Source organism: Niallia nealsonii (genome assembly GCF_002835805.1).
Classification (GTDB): Bacteria; Bacillota; Bacilli; order Bacillales; family Cytobacillaceae; genus Niallia; species Niallia nealsonii.
The window spans coordinates 68366-85370 of record NZ_PISE01000004.1; the positions used below are offsets into that span (position 1 = coordinate 68366).

Here is a 17005-nt window from a genome sequence, read left to right on the forward strand (position 1 = left end):
TCTTTATTGCTAAACATTTTGTTTGAATATTAAAAATTAAACAGTGTTTAAAACAATGTTTAACATGAATTTAACGGGTTTCTTTTTATCTGTCAAGAAAAATAATTGCTGCAAATGTTTGCAATAATAAAAGTGCTGTCCCTTGACCCAAACGCTAAAGCATATTATCGTTATAGTAAAATAAACGTATTTTATTGATTTTAGTTTAGAAATAGGGGAGTCAAACGATGACAAAAAGCTCCGAAAAAGATAGGACTACAAAGACAAACATACTAAATGCGACATTAGAGCTGATTAAAACAGAAGGACTAGAAAAGATAACATTGCGTAAAATAGCCGCAGCAGCCGATGTAAACTTGGCGCTGATTAATTATTATTTTGGATCAAAAGATAAATTGATCAATGAAACATTAAAAGTCCTTCTTGCTTCCTTTCAAGAAGCTTTTTCCATTTTAGATGAGTATTCGATGCCGCCAAAGGAAAGATTTAAAACTTTTTTGCTTCAATATATAAACTCTATTATGGTATATCCAGAACTACTTCAAGAAATTCTTGGCAAAGGCGATATTTCTTTTGAATCACAATTAGAGTATAAAAATTTTATGAAAACAATGGGTTTAAATAAAATCAAGATGACGATTCAAGAAATTACTGGTGTAGAGGATTCAGATATTCTAACCATGATGATGATGCAGATCCATGCCGCCTTCTTTTTTCCGATCTTGATGGCTTGCAAACAAAATGCGCCAATTATGTGGAATCCTATTCCAATTGAGAAGCAGATAGATCATTTATTTTCTCATTATTTTGCTAAGTATTCGTAAGTAAAGGTATGGCAGATTAAATTGCCATACCTTTTTTTGCTGTATTCATTTTATTTCGTCCGATTGCTGCATTTTGTAGGGTTTTGCTACAGTTTTCATGGTGTTTGCTACGATTTGTTTCGATCTAGCTATTATTCGACAAAAACTATATCTCTATTTTGCAAATTTACTACATGGAAGCTGAGACTGTTTTTTGTTATTTAAATGTGTTAACCTATAATTATATTAGGTTAACGCAAAAGGAGGCTAAAGATGAAAAGTAGTTTAGATTTAGAAAACCTAGTCAAAAAATCATTAAAATTAAATGCTATTACAATAGAGGAAGGTTTAGGGATTCTGCAAATAGAGAATGAGCGGATTCTTGAGCTAATGAATGCTGCTTATCAAATTAGGAAGTATTTTTATGGAAACAAAGTAAAATTAAATATGCTGTTGAATACAAAAAGCGGCCTATGCCCAGAAAATTGTGGTTATTGTTCCCAGTCGATTGTTTCAGAAGCAGCAGTAGAAAAGTATTCTCTTCTTGATAAAGAAACCATTATAGAGGGTGCAAAAGAAGCAATTCGGAGAAAAGCCGGCACTTATTGTATTGTGGCAAGTGGGCGGGGACCTACAAATAGGGAAATTGAACAAATTGCGGAAGCAGTGAAAGAAATTACTGAGACTACTTCTTTAAAAATATGCGCTTGTTTAGGGCTGTTAACTAAAGAAAAAGCTGAGCGGCTAAAAGAAGCGGGGGTGCATCGATATAATCACAATATTAATACACATAAGAATCATCATGAATATATTACAACAACCCATACATATGACCAGCGAATTGATACAATCCAGCTAATAAAAAATACAAATATTTCTCCATGTTCTGGAATAATTATTGGCATGGGAGAAACAGATGAACAAATTGTGGAGATGGCCTTTGCATTAAAGGAATTGGAAATAGACAGTATTCCTGTTAATTTTCTTCATCCCATTTCAGGCACTCCATTAGGAAATTTACCTCTTACCATACCGTTGAAAGCATTAAAAGTATTGGCTTTAATTCGTTTCATTTGTCCCAATAAAGAGATTCGGGTTTCAGGAGGAAGGGAAATAAACCTCAGGTCCTTGCAGCCAATGGCCCTTTATGCAGCCAACTCTATTTTTGTTGGCGATTATTTAACCACTCAAGGGCAGCAGGTGGAGGCAGATCATCAGTTGATAGAAGATTTAGGATTTGAAATAGAAACTTGCGCCTTAGAAAACTTGTAAAGGAAAAAAGTAAAATTGCACAGAAAGGGGGCTGGCGAATGCCAGTCTCTTTTTTATAAGTAAATTTCCTCTTGTAAAAACTAATGATATTAGTTAAGATAAAACTAATATCATTAGTTTTATCTTAAGGAGTGAAAAAATGAGAATAACAAAGCATAATCATTTGTATCAGTTAACTTTTTTTCCAAATATATTCCCTGTGAACTGTTATCTTATAGAGGAGGAAAATGAATTGACATTAATTGATGCGGCACTCCCTTTCAGCTATAAGTACATTTTAGAGGCAGCGAAAAATATAAAAAAACCTATTACAAAAATTGTTTTAACACATGCCCATGGAGACCATATTGGTTCTTTAGATGCGTTAAAGGAAAATCTTCCTGATGCGATCGTATATATTTCTGAAAGGGATGCAAAAATTCTGCAAGGAGACCACTCTATTCTAAAGGAAGAAGAACCACATAAGCTTAAAGGCGGATTGCCAAAGAATATCCGCACAAAACCAGATGTTCTGCTAAAGGATGGGGATCGTATCGGTTCCTTCACATGTGTTAGTATGCCTGGTCATACCCCTGGCAGTATGGCTTTTCTAGATAATAGGGATAATAGTTTAATAGCAGGAGATGCTTTTCAAACAAAAGGAGGGTTAGCCATTTCAGGACAATGGAAAATATTATTTCCTTTTCCTACGATGGCAACGTGGAATAAGGAAGCAGCTTTAAAAAGTGCCGAAAAAATATTATCCTATGATATTTCTCTTTTAGCAGTAGGGCATGGAGATTTGCTGAAGAACCCACAGAATCAATTAAAGAAGTTATTATCTAAATAGAAGGAGCAGGAGAAATGTCACCAAGAGCAGGAATTGTACTAGACGATATTATTAGAGTTGCAGCAGAGATTGCAGATGCAAATGGATTGCAGGAAGTAACGATGGCGAATTTAGCAAAACGCCTACTAATAAAATCACCCTCTCTTTATAATCATATCAGCGGTTTGCCGGAATTATTTAATCGATTAACATTGTTAGCACTCGAAAATTTTTATGCTGAATTAAAACAGGCTACACTAGGATTGGAGAAAAAAGAAGCAATCCATGCTTTAAGCCAATCTTACATCGAATTTGCAAGAAATCATCCCGGACTATATGAATTAACAATCGAGGCCCCTAATCCAAAACAAAAGGATATCGTTCATATGGCGGATAAAATTATTGCACTAATTACGGAAGTTCTGAGTCCATTTCACTTAGCTGAAGAGAACTTAATCCATGCTATTCGAGGGTTTCGCAGCCTATTGCATGGATTTGCGTTCATCGACTTAAAAGGTGGATTCGGTATGCCGGTAGATATAGATCAAAGCTTTACTTTTTTAGTGGATGCATTTTTGCGCGGGTTAAAAGAGTAGATTGTTTATTGTTGCTTCAGAATTTTAAGAGTGTGCTGCAGTTTTTGCTGCGTTTTTTCTCTAGATAGTTATTTTTCAATGAAAATCGATACGCGTTAAACTAGAAGGCTGCATAAGGAGCAGCCTTCTTTTAGTTATTTATAAACAGATCTAGGAATTGCATAGGAAGCTACTTCGTATTCTTGGAAAATTAAATAAATGCGGCTGCTTGTATGTTTGTTCACTGTAGGGAAAATGTAGAGAAGGATTAAATCATTTTTTCTCGTATATTAATAGTGTTTAGCAACTTTAAATGACGACAGGAGGAGTAGAATGGAAGATCCAAATTATAAAGTTAAATCCAAAAGTTTGAACAAGAATATAAATTTTAATTATTATGTTTTATTATCAATAGTCTTTGGCGGCTTCCTTATTTTTGGTTTATCTGAAAACATAAAGGGTCCTGCTATACCAAAGATTCAGACTGATTTTAGTTTGAGTGAAGCTCAGCTTGGTTTTTTGCTTGCTTTAAACTCTCTTGGTTATCTTTTGGCATGTTCTTTTACATCTGCATTATCTAATAAAATTGGCATTAAATGGACAGGGATTATTGCTTTTGTTTCAATGGCTTTTGCAGGTGTATGTATGTATTTTTCTCATGCTTACTTTTTTCTGTCTGCTTCTTATTTTCTTTTATACATTGGGAACGGCATGCTTGAAATTGGTCTAGGAATTATGGCAGCTCGCATTTTTACAAAAAATACTGGAATGATGATGAATCTTTCTCACTTTTTTTATGGGTTAAGTTCAATAGTAGCCCCTATTTTTGCCTCGTCGATGATGACATGGGAGGCAGGAAGTGAAGAGCTTGGCTGGCGTGGAATGTATTTTATTATGTTGTCGGTTTCTCTTTTGCCTATTATTCCGTCCTTATTAGGAAAGTTTCCACAAGAGCATGCAGAAAAAGAAGAAGTAATTTCGTACTATTCCCTTGTTCGCGACCCAGTTGCATGGCTGATTGTAGCCATTCTTTCTTTTGGAATTGTATCAGAAGTTTCTGTTGGCAATTGGCTTGTTAACTTTTTGGTCAAATCATATAGCTGGAGTTTGAAAGATGCTGCGGAGATGCTGTCGTTATTTTTTCTGTTCTTTACTTTAGCTAGACTATTATTTGGGCCTATTACAGATAAAATTGGCTATACTTTATCGATCATGATTTTTTCCTTTTTTTCCGGTATATGCAGTTTATCTGCAGTAATAGTAGGAGAAAAAGGGGCTATTCTTTTTGCAATTGCCGGTGTTGGAATTGCTCCCATCTATCCAACTGTTATGGCATTATTGACGAAACTGTATCCGAAAGGAACGGGAACAGCTATTACATTTACCGTTACATTAATGGGGATTGCTAGTGTAATCGGCAGTTTCTTTATCGGTTTTATTATTGATTCTGTCGGGGGCGGGAAAAATAATATTCTTGGATTGCAGGTGGGTTATGGAATGATTGGTGTTCTAGCTCTTATTTGTTCCATTTGCTGCATTTTTTTGTTTGTAGTTTTGCGGAAAAGAAATAAAGTGGTTTAAAGAACAAAAAGCCTTTAGCTATTGAGCAAATGTTCTATCGCTATGGGCTTTCGGTTTTAAACGGTAGGCAAATAATGATTTTTACATTTCTGTTTGTGAAAACTAATGATATTAGTTTCATAATAAGGAGTGAAAAGAGTTGAGAATAACAAAGCAAAACTACTTGAATCAATTAACTTTTTTTCCGAACGTGTTTCCTATTAATTGATGCTGCACTTCCCTTCAGCTATAAGAAAACCTTAGAGGCAGCGGAAAGTTTAAATAAACCAATCACAAAAATTGTTTTAACACATGCCCATGGAGACCATATAGGAGAGTTAGATGCTTTAAAGGAAAATCTTCCGAACGCTAAAGTATTTATTTCAGAAAGAGATGCACAAATCTTGCAAGGAGACCACTCTATTGCGAAGGAGATAGAACAGGCTCGCTCACCTGCATTAGTATGCCTGGCCCTACTCCTGGAAGTATGGCAGGCATACTAGTTTAATAGCAGGGGATGCTTTTCAAGTAAAAGGTGATTTAGCCATCTCAGGACAGTGGAAGCTATTTTTTGAAAAAAATCGACACGTGAAAAACTAAGAAGGCTGCGCTCTATGCAGCCTTCTTTTATTTACTTATAAACAGAGCGATGAGGAGCTCCTTTTTCAATCAGCCTTTTAAAATGGGTATTATTTTTAATACCCCATTGGAGCCCATGACATAGAATAAGTAACTTTCTTTTTTGTGCCTTGATTTACCAAATGAAATCTATAGCCGTCATTCGGTGAGAACTTTGGAGACTCGAACCTAGTAGTGCCATTTTTGTTTGCAGTTATGGTTTTAATTGTCTGCCAAGAGCCCTTATTATTCTTTTTAATTTGTATGTATACTTTATAAGTTCCCTTTGCTGAGCTAGTTGATTTAATAGATCCATTTGTTAAAGCTATTTTCTTTGTATTACTCCATTTCTCATAATAGTTTTTTGTATCTACATAATTTGTAAAATATCCACTTTTATATTTAAATACCTCAAAACCTGCAGCCTCTGATTTTTGTGGAGTTACAGCAAATCCACTAATAAGCAATACAAAAACCATTACAATTGACATAAAAAATTTTTTCATCATATTAAATTTCTTCCTCTCTTAAACGATTTTATTTCTCCCTTAAATAGGATAAAAAAATTGGATAAAATAGGCAACCGACTATTATCCTAATTTTGTTTCATACGAAAAATGGTGAATGTTATTTATTTTGCTGCAGTTTTTTAATGTTTTGCTTCATTTTTTAGGGGAGGTGCTGCGTTTTTCTTCCATATAGCTATTTTTTTACAAAAATTTACAATGATTCAAAAAAATAAGATAAAGCTACCATTTCAAGAAACAATTTATTTTCGAAAAAAAGATATGGAATTTTGAAAACTTTCTGCTATATTAATAGTTTAGGCTAATCTAATTAGATAGATATTTTTTAGCAAAGGCAAAGGAGAATGAAGGTTGGATACACAGATTCTAATTTCTATCAGTATTTATATGGTCGGCATGCTGGTGATTGGCTTTTTTGCCTACAAACGCACGTCGAATTTATCCGATTATATGTTAGGAGGACGGTCAATTGGTCCTGCTGTTACGGCATTGAGTGCAGGTGCAGCGGATATGAGCGGATGGCTTTTAATGGGCCTTCCTGGCGCTATGTATATACAAGGTTTAAGCGCATCATGGATTGCCATTGGTTTAACAATAGGTGCTTATTTAAACTGGCTGTATGTTGCACCTAGACTCCGAACTTTCACAGAACATGCCAATAATTCTATGACTATTCCAGCTTATTTGGAGAATCGTTTTGGGGATAAATCCAATATGCTGCGATTAACTTCAGGACTCGTTATTATTGTATTTTTTACATTTTATGTTTCTTCTGGAATGGTATCAGGTGGTGTTCTGTTTCAGACAACTTTTAATCTAGATTACCAGGCAGGACTTTGGATTATTGCGGCAGTTGTTATTGCTTATACATTATTTGGCGGCTTTTTAGCCGTAACTTGGACAGATTTTGTTCAAGGGATGATTATGGTTATTGCACTTGTTCTTGTGCCTGCTGTTACGATTATGGAAGTTGGTGGAATTGGGCCAGCATTTAGTGAAATCAAAGGGATAGATCCGAAATTATTTGATATTTTTAAAGGAACTACAGTACTGGGAATCGTATCCTTACTAGCATGGGGATTAGGCTATTTTGGACAGCCTCATATTATTGTGCGGTTTATGGCAATTTCCTCTGTAAAAGAAATTAAAAAAGCGCGGCGCATAGGCATGAGCTGGATGATTTTTTCAGTGGGAGGGGCTATGTTTACTGGCTTTATAGGATTGGCTTATTATTCAAAGAAAGGACTTGATTTATCTGATCCTGAGACAGTATTTATTAAGCTGAGCGAGATATTGTTTCATCCTCTTATTACAGGTTTCCTATTGGCGGCATTGCTGGCAGCAGTTATGAGCACTATCTCTTCCCAGCTGCTTGTTACGGCAAGTTCTTTAACAGAAGATGTGTACAAAACATTCTTCCGCCGATCTGCAACAGATAAGGAACTATTGCTTATAAGCAAGCTTGCAGTTCTTGCGGTATCTGTTGTTTCTGTTATCCTTGCACTTGATAAAAGCGGCACGATTCTTTCATTAGTCGGCTATGCTTGGGCAGGTTTTGGCGCTTCATTTGGACCTGTTATTTTATTGAGTTTGTACTGGAAACGAATGAATAGATGGGGAGCTCTTGCAGGAATTATTGGCGGGGCAGTCACTGTTATCATTTGGGCTAATATTCCAGTGCTTGTTAATAATTTGTATGAAATTATTCCAGGATTTTTTGTGGGATTAGTTGCCATTTGGGTAGTCAGCTTGTTAACGGAAGCACCGAGCGAGGAAATGAACAAAAAGTTTGACGAATATACACATTCTGAATAAAAGCAGTATGAAGAACCCCTTAGCTTTTCTGTGCTAAGGGGTTTATTTTTTAATTATCCTTTTCTTTTTCTTTATTTGATTTCTTTTCTTTTTCCTCTTTTGGCGTTTCAATTACACGGTCGACTGTTTTGTTTTTTAAATCATTGCGCTCTACCATCTGTTAGAACAACCTCCTTTGGTTTCTACTGTATATATAGACGAAGGCAAGGAAAATGAAACATTAATAAGATTAAGAAGAAAGCATTTTAATTTGATGGAAAGGGAGAGATTAGTTCAGTTTTATATATATTGCTTCTATTTTCTTCGAGATAGCTACTTTCTGGTAAAACAATGACAAAAATACAGTTGAAAAGTTCTGATTTTTGAAATGTTATTGGATGAAATTAGGAGTAGTTGTGGTAAAATAAACTAGTTAATCTATATAAGGGATATTTGTTTGTTTCAGAGAGAGAATGCTAACTATAGCGGAGAACAAATAAAAGAAGGAAGAAAATATGGGTAGGGGGAAATTTAATGAAACGTATTTTAAGTGCAGCTTTTTTTCTAATTATTTTTAGTCTGTTTTCAGGTGAATTAGCGCATGCAAAAGACTATAGCATTTCATCAGGCGTTGCGGTAAAAGGATCAATTGCCTCAGAAAGTGCTGAAAATACATACACATTTACAACAAATAAAGATGGAGAAGTATATATAACGCTTGATAATACTACTGGTGGATTTTCTATGTCGCTTTACGATAAAAATGGAAATTATATAGATTCTGAGAGTAGCAGTTCGAGAGGTGCAAAACTGTCTCTTTACGAAAAAGTGACGAAAGGAACATACTATATAAAAATTGAACCGTATTACTGGAGTGGAATTACAAGTGCATCTTATCAGCTGAAAGCCACTTATCCTGGTTCTTTTAAAAGAAATGCTTCCACTTTTGAACCAAATGATACTTTTGACACAGGGTTGTCCATTAAATCGGGTCAATTATACACTTCTAAAAGTGATTCTAATTTAGATAGAGATATATACTATTTTTCAACAAATAAAGACGGAGAAGTATATATAACGCTTGATGAAACGACAGGCGGCTTTTCCATGGCACTGTATGATCAATATGGAAATTATATAGAGTCAGAGTCTAGCAGTACAAGAGGTGGAAAACTTGTTATTTCTGAGGAAGTGACAAAAGGAAAATATTATATAGCCATTGAGCCTTATTATTGGGATGGAATTACAAGTGCCTCCTATCGCTTAAAAGCAACATATCCTGGAAGCATTAACCGAAACAGCAGTTCATTTGAGCCAAATGATACAAAAGAGACTGCTTTATCTCTTATTTCCAATAAATATTACTCTTCTAGCAGTTACTCTAATGTAGATCGAGATGTATATACATTTACAACAAATCGTGATGGAGCTGCCAATATTACACTAGATAAAATAACAGGTGGTTTCCAGTTACAGCTTTATGATAGTCAAGGAAATTATATAGATTCTTCTAGCACTAGCGATAAAGGAGGAACACTAAACATTTCTGAAGAGCTGTCTAAAGGAAAATATTATTTATATATAGATCCGTATTACTGGAGTGGAGTTACAAAAGCTGATTATCGATTAAAAGCTTCTTTCCCAGACAAAACACCAACAGTTGACGCAATTTCAGATAAATCTGCAGTTATTACCGGAAAAGCAGAGTCGAACACAAAAGTATATGCATATGCAGGAAGCAAAAAATTAGGTGAAACAACAGCAAAAAGCGGAAAATATTCCATTAAAATATCAAAGCAAAAAGCAGGAACATCGATAAGTGTCTATACAGTTGATACAGCTGGGAATATAAGCGCCAATAAAACAGTAAAAGTATTAGATAAAACAGCACCGAAAACTCCAAGTGTAGATTCAGTTTCAGATAAGTCTACTGCTGTAACTGGAACAGCAGAGGCAAAATCAAAGGTCTATGCATATGTAGGCAGCAAAAAAATAGGTGAAGCAACAGTGCCTAGCAATGGAAAATATTCGATTAAAATCGTAAAACAAAAAGCAGGAACATCAATAAGTGTTTATTCATTAGATGCAGCAAAAAATAAAAGCGGCACAAAAACCGTTAAGGTGCTGGATAAAACAGCACCAAGTACACCAAGTGTCAATAAAGTAACAAGCAAAACGACAACAGTGACAGGTAAAGCAGAAAAGAATGCAACCGTGTATGTCTATAATGGCAGCAAAAAGCTTGGATCAGGGAAAGCAGACAGCAAAGGGAACTATAAAGTAAAAATAGCAGCCCAAAAGAAAGGCTCTACATTAAAAGTGCATGCAAGTGATGCAGATGGAAATAAAAGTGGTGCAAAAAGTATAAAAGTAAATTAGAAATTTCCATATAAAAGGCTGTTCCATAAATTTGAAACTTACGGAACAGCTTTTTTATTAAGAAATATCTATATGACAACAATAAAAGTGTTCATATAAAAAATTTTTTTGCTTCTTTTTTGCCTTTTAGTTAAAAAAATGAAAACACCCTTTATGATAAATGGGAAATTTCCGTATATCATAAAGGGTGTTTTGGTTATTTTCTACCTAATTTTTCTTTCACTTTCTCTGTTAAATTTACACCCATCTCTTTTTCCTTCTCACGGACTTTTTCATTTTTCTGCGCTTTTTTTGCGGCATCAATTGCTTTGTCTTTAAGATTATCCAAGTTCATTAAATAAAACCTCCTTTAGTATTTACTGTATATATAGACGGTTTAAAAGAGAGTGAAACTAGATTATTGCTGTTAATTTTTAGTGTATACAATAAATGGAAAGTAAGGAAAAGCTGAAATGATACGGCACCTATTGATGCTCTGTTCATACAATAACAGAAAAAACTTGGGGAAGTGAGAAGCTAGATGGCTAAATATATGGATTATACATCGCCAAAAACAAAGTTTACGGCAGATGTGAATAAAAGCAGATTATTTACGAAGGACCGCAATAATTATATTAATGTGTTAGGTATTGCGCAGCTAAATACATTGGAAAATATTTCATTGCTGGATATTTATATCAGCAAAAATAATGTGATAGAGCCTCATGTTCATCAAAATGCTGCAGAGCTTGTGTATTGTATTTCTGGTGCTGCAACTGTTTCGCTGTTGAATCCTTTTACGAAACAAATTCAAAACTATCCGATAACTCCTGGCCAAGTTGCAAATGTTCCGCAAGGCTGGTGGCATTATGAAGTGGCGACAATGGATAATACCCACTTGTTGGCAATATTTGATGCTAAAACTCCTGAAGTTATTTTGGGTTCGGATCTATTGCGACTAACTCCGCCTGACTTGATGGCACATACGTATTGCATGGATGTGAACACATGGAAAAAAGCAATTGCACCGATTAAAGAATCTGTCTTTATCGGACCACCTGAAAATTGCAATCGAAATCAGCAACCAGCGCATTATGGAAATTATGAACAAAATTATCAAAGCGGATACGCGCCACAAGCATCAGCCTACCAGCAGGCATATCCTTTTTCTCCACATTACATGCAAGGCTATTGAGCTAATTAATTTTAAATTATCTAGAATCAAAAAAATGAGAGACCATTTACTGTCTCTCATTTTTTTTGATGATTGCTACTTAATCGTCACAGTAATAGGAGGAACTCTTAAGACTCCAAAACTAGAGCTAGAATCATACCTGATGCTATATGTTCCAAGTGGCATTTCTGCTGAAATTTGCAGAGCCAAATCTGGTATAATGCCGTTCCCATCTATTTGAGCATAGGCATAAGGCTCACTTGGATAATAGTCTCTTGTTTCATTGTCATTTAAATCAATATAAACATATCCATATTCATTTTTTGGGAAGCTATTTCCGCTAATAGTGATGCTGCTGTTTCGATTTACACTAGTCGAACTTGCTGCTATTTTTGCCGGTGTTAACGATATTGCAAGAGAAGCAGGCTCAACATCTAATGAACCTTGATTGGATTGATAGCGAATTTTATACGTTCCAGCTTTTCCTGTATCTGGAACGTGGAAATCAAAGAACGTAAACTCTCCTTTACTGTTGATTGTTATATATTGTTGATAAGTTTCCCCATCGACATCATAATCTCTTTTTCCATTATTATTGATATCATAATAGATCATGCCAGAATCACCAGGCAAGAAATTTTGTCCTTTCACAGTAATTAAATCATGGGGTACTGCATTATCGACAGAAATAGATAAGCTTGCATTGGATTTTTCTAATGTAAAGGCAGCGCTTGGAACAGATATTGAACCGCTGCTTGCAGAAAATCTAATTGGATACGTTCCAGCTTGTGCTGATGGAGCGGTAAGTACTGCATCTTGGAATGTTCCGCTGCTTGTTGTCGTAATATACGTATATGGTTCATTAGAATAGTCGTACTTTTCGTTCTTGTTTAAATCAAAATAAATATACCCATTAACATCTGGCGGAAATAATGTACCTTGCACTTTTATTTTGGTATAAGGAACTCCTTTAGCAGGGGATAAAGTCATTTTCGCCTGTGTTTTTGTAATTTGAAAACTACTTGGCTGTACGTCTAACGAATCGCTGCTTGCTTGAAAATAGATATTGTAATTTCCTTCTGCTTTATCCGGGATGGACAGGGCGGAACTTTCAAACTTTCCTTGGCTGTCTGCCTGTACATATGCATATGGATCTGTTGAATAGTCTAATTTTTTATTTTTATTTGCATCAAAATAAACCGTACCCGATTCCCCGCTGACAAATAGGCTGCCTGTCACTTTCACTTTTGTTTGTGCTGGACCGCTAGTAGGATTTATCGACATTTTTGCTTTGGTAGGTGTCACAGTAAAGGTAAATGGATTGACTGTTAATGTCCCTAAATCTGATTGATAGCGGATGGAATATTTCCCAGTTTTTGTATTTGGTATTTGGATAGAAATGTCTTTGAAAGACCCCTTTTCCATTGTTACCCACTGATTGGGTTCTTCCCATTCAAACTTCCCATTATTATTCTTATCAAAATAAAGCTTTCCTCTTTCTCCTGCTGCAAATCCAGATCCGTTTAATTTAGCAGTTACATGGGGTTCACCACTGCTAATAGAACTTTTAATGGTAGTTTTTAAAGTCTTTAATGCAAAAATGGCTGGTTTCACACTGTCTGGATCATCCTCAAGGGATTTCGAAGTATATAGGATGTCATAGTTTCCTATTTTTTGTTCCGGAATTAGAAGAGAAACAGATGGAAATTCTCCTTTTTTATCTGTCCTTGCCCAAGCATAAATCTCTGAATCGTCACGAATCTTATTTTTGTTTGCGTCAATAAAAACTTCTCCCGATTCATCAATCGGCAAGCCTTTGCCGCTTACTCGAATGGTTGTATGAGCAACTCCTGCTGTTGGGCTCGCAGTTAATGTCCCGCCTGGATCCATGTAAAAGTTTTTATTGCTTAAATTGCCTTTAATCGAATAATTATCGCTGGTGTAGGTGTAGTAGCCTTGTTTTTTCATGGTTACTACATAGCTGCTAGTAGGGATTCCTTTTACTTGAAAACCCCCTTTGCTATCTGTTTTTGTTTTAAATCCGGCAATATAAACCTCTGCATTGGCAACAACTTTTTTCGTTTTTCTATCCAATACCTTGCCGCTTAAAGAGTATGTTTTTTTGCCAGAAGGATTATAGGCATAAACTCTGCCATCTTCTGATCCTATATAAATATCGCCTTTTTGACTAATAGAAGGAGAACTAGTAATAGCTCCAGAAGTACTTGCCTTCCATTTTAACGTCCCATTAGAGGCGAGTGCATACAAATAATTATCCTTGCTTCCAAAGTAAATGACCCCTTTTGCATCAATAAGAGGAGAGGAGGTAATTCCTTCTGCTGCTTTATACTGCCATTTTATTTTCCCTTTGGAATCAATTGCATAAAAACTTCCCTCTGCTGTTCCTATATAGAGGATGCCACTTGTAGTCATAGCTGCTGTACCTGTTATATCCCCATTTAGTTTTGTTTTCCAAATGACTTTACCTGTTCTTTGGTTGATCGCATAAAAGTTCTCATCTTCTGAACCAACGTAGACAGTGCCGTTTTCACCTATGAGAACCGAGGATGAGGTATAGGATCCAATTTCATATTTCCATTTCTTTTTACCATTTGCATCTAATGCATATACATTTCCTGAAATAAAAGCATTATTGCCTGTGGAACCATAAAAAACATCGGTAAAATAAATATATCCATTTGCTCCAATAGAAGGTGTAGCATCAATGCTGGATGCTGTGTAGGACCATTTTAATTTTCCATCTTTAATGGCTAATAGTTTTCCTTTTGCAACAGAATTAGCACCATCTTCAAAAAATCCAGATACTCCAGCATAAACAGTGCCATCAGAACCAATTGCGGGCGGAGAATTCAGCCAAAGTTGTGATGAGCGCTCCGTTGGGATAGAATAGGACCATTTCATTTTTCCAGTGGATGTAATAGCATATAAAGTTGTACCTGATGTTACATAGATTGTGCCGTCATAAGCAATCGCTGCAGAAGCAGAGATCGATGATTTTGTTTTATATTTCCATTTCAACTTTCCGTCGCTTTTTATTGCATATAAGTAGGAATCTTCTGAACCAATATAAATAGTGCCATCTTTTCCAATAACAGGAGATGCGCTAACAGCATCACCTGTTTTATAGGTCCATTTAAGAGCAGGTGCAAAGCTTCCTGTATAAGGTGACAGCCTATTCCAGTTTAAAGATGTGGGCTGGTCTCCATATGCATCATATAATCCAGCCTTGTAGCCTTTCCCCTGATAAAACTTTTTAGTTGCTGCTGTGGCCGTTTCAGCAGAGCCAAATAAAACCATAAAAAAGAGCGCTGCCATTCCCAGATAAACGAAAAGGTAACGCCTCAACTTCAAGCTTTTTTTTCTTATTTTTTTTCCTTCCTGTTCATTCATCTTCTTTTCAGCTTCCCCTCTGAATTTAGTGTAAATCTAAAAAAACACATAGGTGTTTTTTTAAATTTACCACATGCAATTTCTTTTATATAGCCTTTTTTTAAGACATTTTCCGCAATTTTTTTGGAGGCAATATTTCCTTGTTTAAATGTCTGTTGGTAAGAGAAATTTATCTCCTATTATTAACCTAAGCTAACAATCATTAAAGGGAATCAGCCTACATTAATTAAAGTTTATAGGCTCTTAAAGAATATGAAACTAACCTTTTATCTTTAATAGGCGAGAAGACTCCATTCTCTGTAGTTAACTTTTTCATATATTTATTATTTCCTATTTATTCCACGTATCTGAGTGAAGGTTCATTTTATGACATTTGTCATTTCCATTTGATGACATCTGCGACTAATCAACGAGTTTAGATCATCATAGAATGTAAGTATAAAGCGTCGGAGGTGGATAAATGGAGAATATTGTGAGATTGACTAATGTTTCAAAAGTATTTGCTGATCAAAAGGCAGTGGATAATATCTCTTTTTCCATAAATAAGGGAGAAGTTGTGGCGATATTAGGAGCTAATGGTGCTGGGAAAACAACAACTATTTTAATGATGTTAGGGTTAGTTAGGTCAACTGATGGAGAGGTTATGTTATTTGGGACTCGTCCAAATCAAAAAGAGGTAAAAGAGCGTATTGGCTGTATGCTGCAGGAAGTAAGTGTGATGGATGGTTTAAGGGTGAAAGAAATTATTTCTTTAGTGCAGAGCTACTATCCTAAACCGATGGGAACGGCTGACTTATTGGCAATCACGGGATTTGAGAAAAGGGACTGGAACAAACGAACTGAGAAGCTTTCTGGGGGACAAAAGCGGCGGCTGAATTTTGCATTGGCATTAGCGGGAAACCCTGATTTACTGTTTTTTGATGAGCCAACAGTAGGCATGGATATTACGGCAAGAAAGAACTTTTGGGATACAGTAAAGAGTTTAAAGGACAGTGGGAAAACGATTATCTTTACAACTCATTATTTGCAGGAAGCAGATGAAGTGGCAGAAAGAATCATTTTGTTTAACCATGGCTCTATTGTGGAAGATGGGACCCCGACAGATTTAAAAAACAGATTGTCGAGCCAAAGGGTTTCTTTTCAAGCAGTAGAGAATGTTTCTTTAGATATGTATCGTAAACTGCCTTATTGTTTAGAGGCAAAACAAGTGGAAGGCCGTGTTACTCTTGTAACAGATGATGCAGATGAATTGCTTAACGTTTTAATTGCCAACAAACTATCTATGAAACAAATCGAAGTCCATCAAGGAAAATTAGAAGAGGCATTTTCAGAACTGGCAGCAAAAAAGGAGGTTATGTAAATGAACATCATTTTTATGCAGACAAAAGCAGAATTGCTTCGAATGTTCCGCAATAAATATTATATTTTTTGGTCCTTATGTATGCCTATTTTGTTTTATTTTCTTTTTACAAGGGTGATCAGTACACCACAGGAAAATCAAGAGGTGTGGAAAGCCCATTATTTAATGTCTATGACGACCTTTAGTGTGATGGGTTCATCCATTATGTCATTGGGGATAAAGATGGTGCAGGAACAAGCGGAAGGATGGACACGTTTTATTAAAACTACGCCTCTTTCAACAGGAACTTATTTTGCGGCAAAAATGATGGCACAAACGGTTATTCATCTATTTTCTATTTTGGTTATTTTTATTGCCGGTGTTTTTATAAATGGGGTAGAGCTTACTTCCTTGCAGTGGATTACTTCTGGAATATGGATTCTTTTTGGCTCTTTGCCATTTTTGGCGATTGGCACGGTGATTGGAACAATGAAAAAAGTGGAAACAGCATCTGGAGTCAGCAATCTTCTTTATATGGTATTGGCAATTTCCGGTGGAATGTGGATGCCTATTGACGTATTCCCAAATGTAATGCAAACAATTGCTAAATGGATTCCATCTTATCATTTTGCAGATGGGGCATGGGAAATTATTAGAGGCAATATTCCTGACAGCACTAATTTTCTTTTTGTGATAGGGTATCTTTTCCTTTTTATGCTACTATCAACTTATATAAGAAGAAAACAAGAAGCTGTTTAAGGAGGGT

Annotated in this window: 13 protein-coding genes and 1 pseudogene; 11 read left to right on the forward strand and 3 right to left on the reverse strand. The window is 35.6% G+C overall.

Annotated features, from left to right (window positions below; translation table 11 throughout):
• The first annotated feature begins 227 nt into the window (after positions 1-227).
• From CWS01_RS02220 to CWS01_RS23380, 6 genes and pseudogenes are all read left to right on the forward strand, one after another.
• A complete protein-coding gene (locus CWS01_RS02220) occupies positions 228-824 on the forward strand; it encodes a TetR/AcrR family transcriptional regulator (RefSeq protein ID WP_101175420.1) in 597 nt (198 codons plus the stop codon).
• A gap of 252 nt (positions 825-1076) precedes the next feature.
• The gene (gene bioB / locus CWS01_RS02225) at positions 1077-2075 is read left to right on the forward strand and encodes a biotin synthase BioB (RefSeq protein WP_101175421.1); all 999 of its coding nucleotides are present in this window, start codon (positions 1077-1079) and stop codon (positions 2073-2075) included.
• A gap of 139 nt (positions 2076-2214) precedes the next feature.
• Complete coding sequence (locus CWS01_RS02230) at positions 2215-2904, forward strand: MBL fold metallo-hydrolase (protein ID WP_101175422.1); 690 nt, start codon at positions 2215-2217, stop codon at positions 2902-2904.
• Positions 2905-2918: 14 nt separating this feature from the next.
• Complete coding sequence (locus tag CWS01_RS02235) at positions 2919-3479, forward strand: TetR/AcrR family transcriptional regulator (protein ID WP_101175423.1); 561 nt, start codon at positions 2919-2921, stop codon at positions 3477-3479.
• 312 nt (positions 3480-3791) lie between these two features.
• Positions 3792-5039, forward strand: a complete 1248-nt coding sequence (locus tag CWS01_RS02240; RefSeq protein ID WP_101175424.1) for an MFS transporter — start codon at positions 3792-3794, stop codon at positions 5037-5039.
• A 203-nt stretch (positions 5040-5242) separates the two neighbouring features.
• Positions 5243-5426 (forward strand): annotated as a pseudogene (locus CWS01_RS23380) (MBL fold metallo-hydrolase); the annotation flags it as partial.
• Between the two features lie 287 nt (positions 5427-5713).
• Here CWS01_RS23380 and CWS01_RS02250 read toward each other — a convergent pair.
• The gene (locus CWS01_RS02250) at positions 5714-6145 is read right to left on the reverse strand and encodes a hypothetical protein (RefSeq protein ID WP_101175425.1); all 432 of its coding nucleotides are present in this window, start codon (positions 6143-6145) and stop codon (positions 5714-5716) included.
• Between the two features lie 405 nt (positions 6146-6550).
• Here CWS01_RS02250 and putP point away from each other — a divergent pair, with 405 nt between their 5' ends.
• Positions 6551-7978: a sodium/proline symporter PutP gene (gene putP / locus CWS01_RS02255; RefSeq protein ID WP_407938525.1), complete on the forward strand. Its 1428-nt coding sequence runs from the start codon at positions 6551-6553 to the stop codon at positions 7976-7978.
• 513 nt (positions 7979-8491) lie between these two features.
• The gene (locus CWS01_RS02260; protein WP_101175427.1) at positions 8492-10336 is read left to right on the forward strand and encodes an Ig-like domain-containing protein; all 1845 of its coding nucleotides are present in this window, start codon (positions 8492-8494) and stop codon (positions 10334-10336) included.
• Between the two features lie 196 nt (positions 10337-10532).
• Here the strand turns inward: CWS01_RS02260 and CWS01_RS22210 are convergent, their stop codons facing one another.
• Entirely contained in the window at positions 10533-10670 is a 138-nt protein-coding gene (locus tag CWS01_RS22210) for a hypothetical protein (RefSeq protein ID WP_157827523.1), read from the reverse strand.
• Positions 10671-10856: 186 nt separating this feature from the next.
• Between CWS01_RS22210 and CWS01_RS02265 the strand changes: the two genes are divergently transcribed.
• Entirely contained in the window at positions 10857-11510 is a 654-nt protein-coding gene (locus tag CWS01_RS02265) for a cupin domain-containing protein (RefSeq protein WP_101175428.1), read from the forward strand.
• Between the two features lie 75 nt (positions 11511-11585).
• Here the strand turns inward: CWS01_RS02265 and CWS01_RS02270 are convergent, their stop codons facing one another.
• The gene (locus CWS01_RS02270) at positions 11586-14900 is read right to left on the reverse strand and encodes an outer membrane protein assembly factor BamB family protein (protein WP_101175429.1); all 3315 of its coding nucleotides are present in this window, start codon (positions 14898-14900) and stop codon (positions 11586-11588) included.
• 460 nt (positions 14901-15360) lie between these two features.
• On the opposite strand from CWS01_RS02270, the gene CWS01_RS02275 reads away from it, so the two are divergent.
• Complete coding sequence (locus CWS01_RS02275; protein WP_101175430.1) at positions 15361-16260, forward strand: ABC transporter ATP-binding protein; 900 nt, start codon at positions 15361-15363, stop codon at positions 16258-16260.
• Entirely contained in the window at positions 16261-16998 is a 738-nt protein-coding gene (locus CWS01_RS02280) for an ABC transporter permease (RefSeq protein WP_101175431.1), read from the forward strand.
• Positions 16999-17005: the final 7 nt, after the last annotated feature.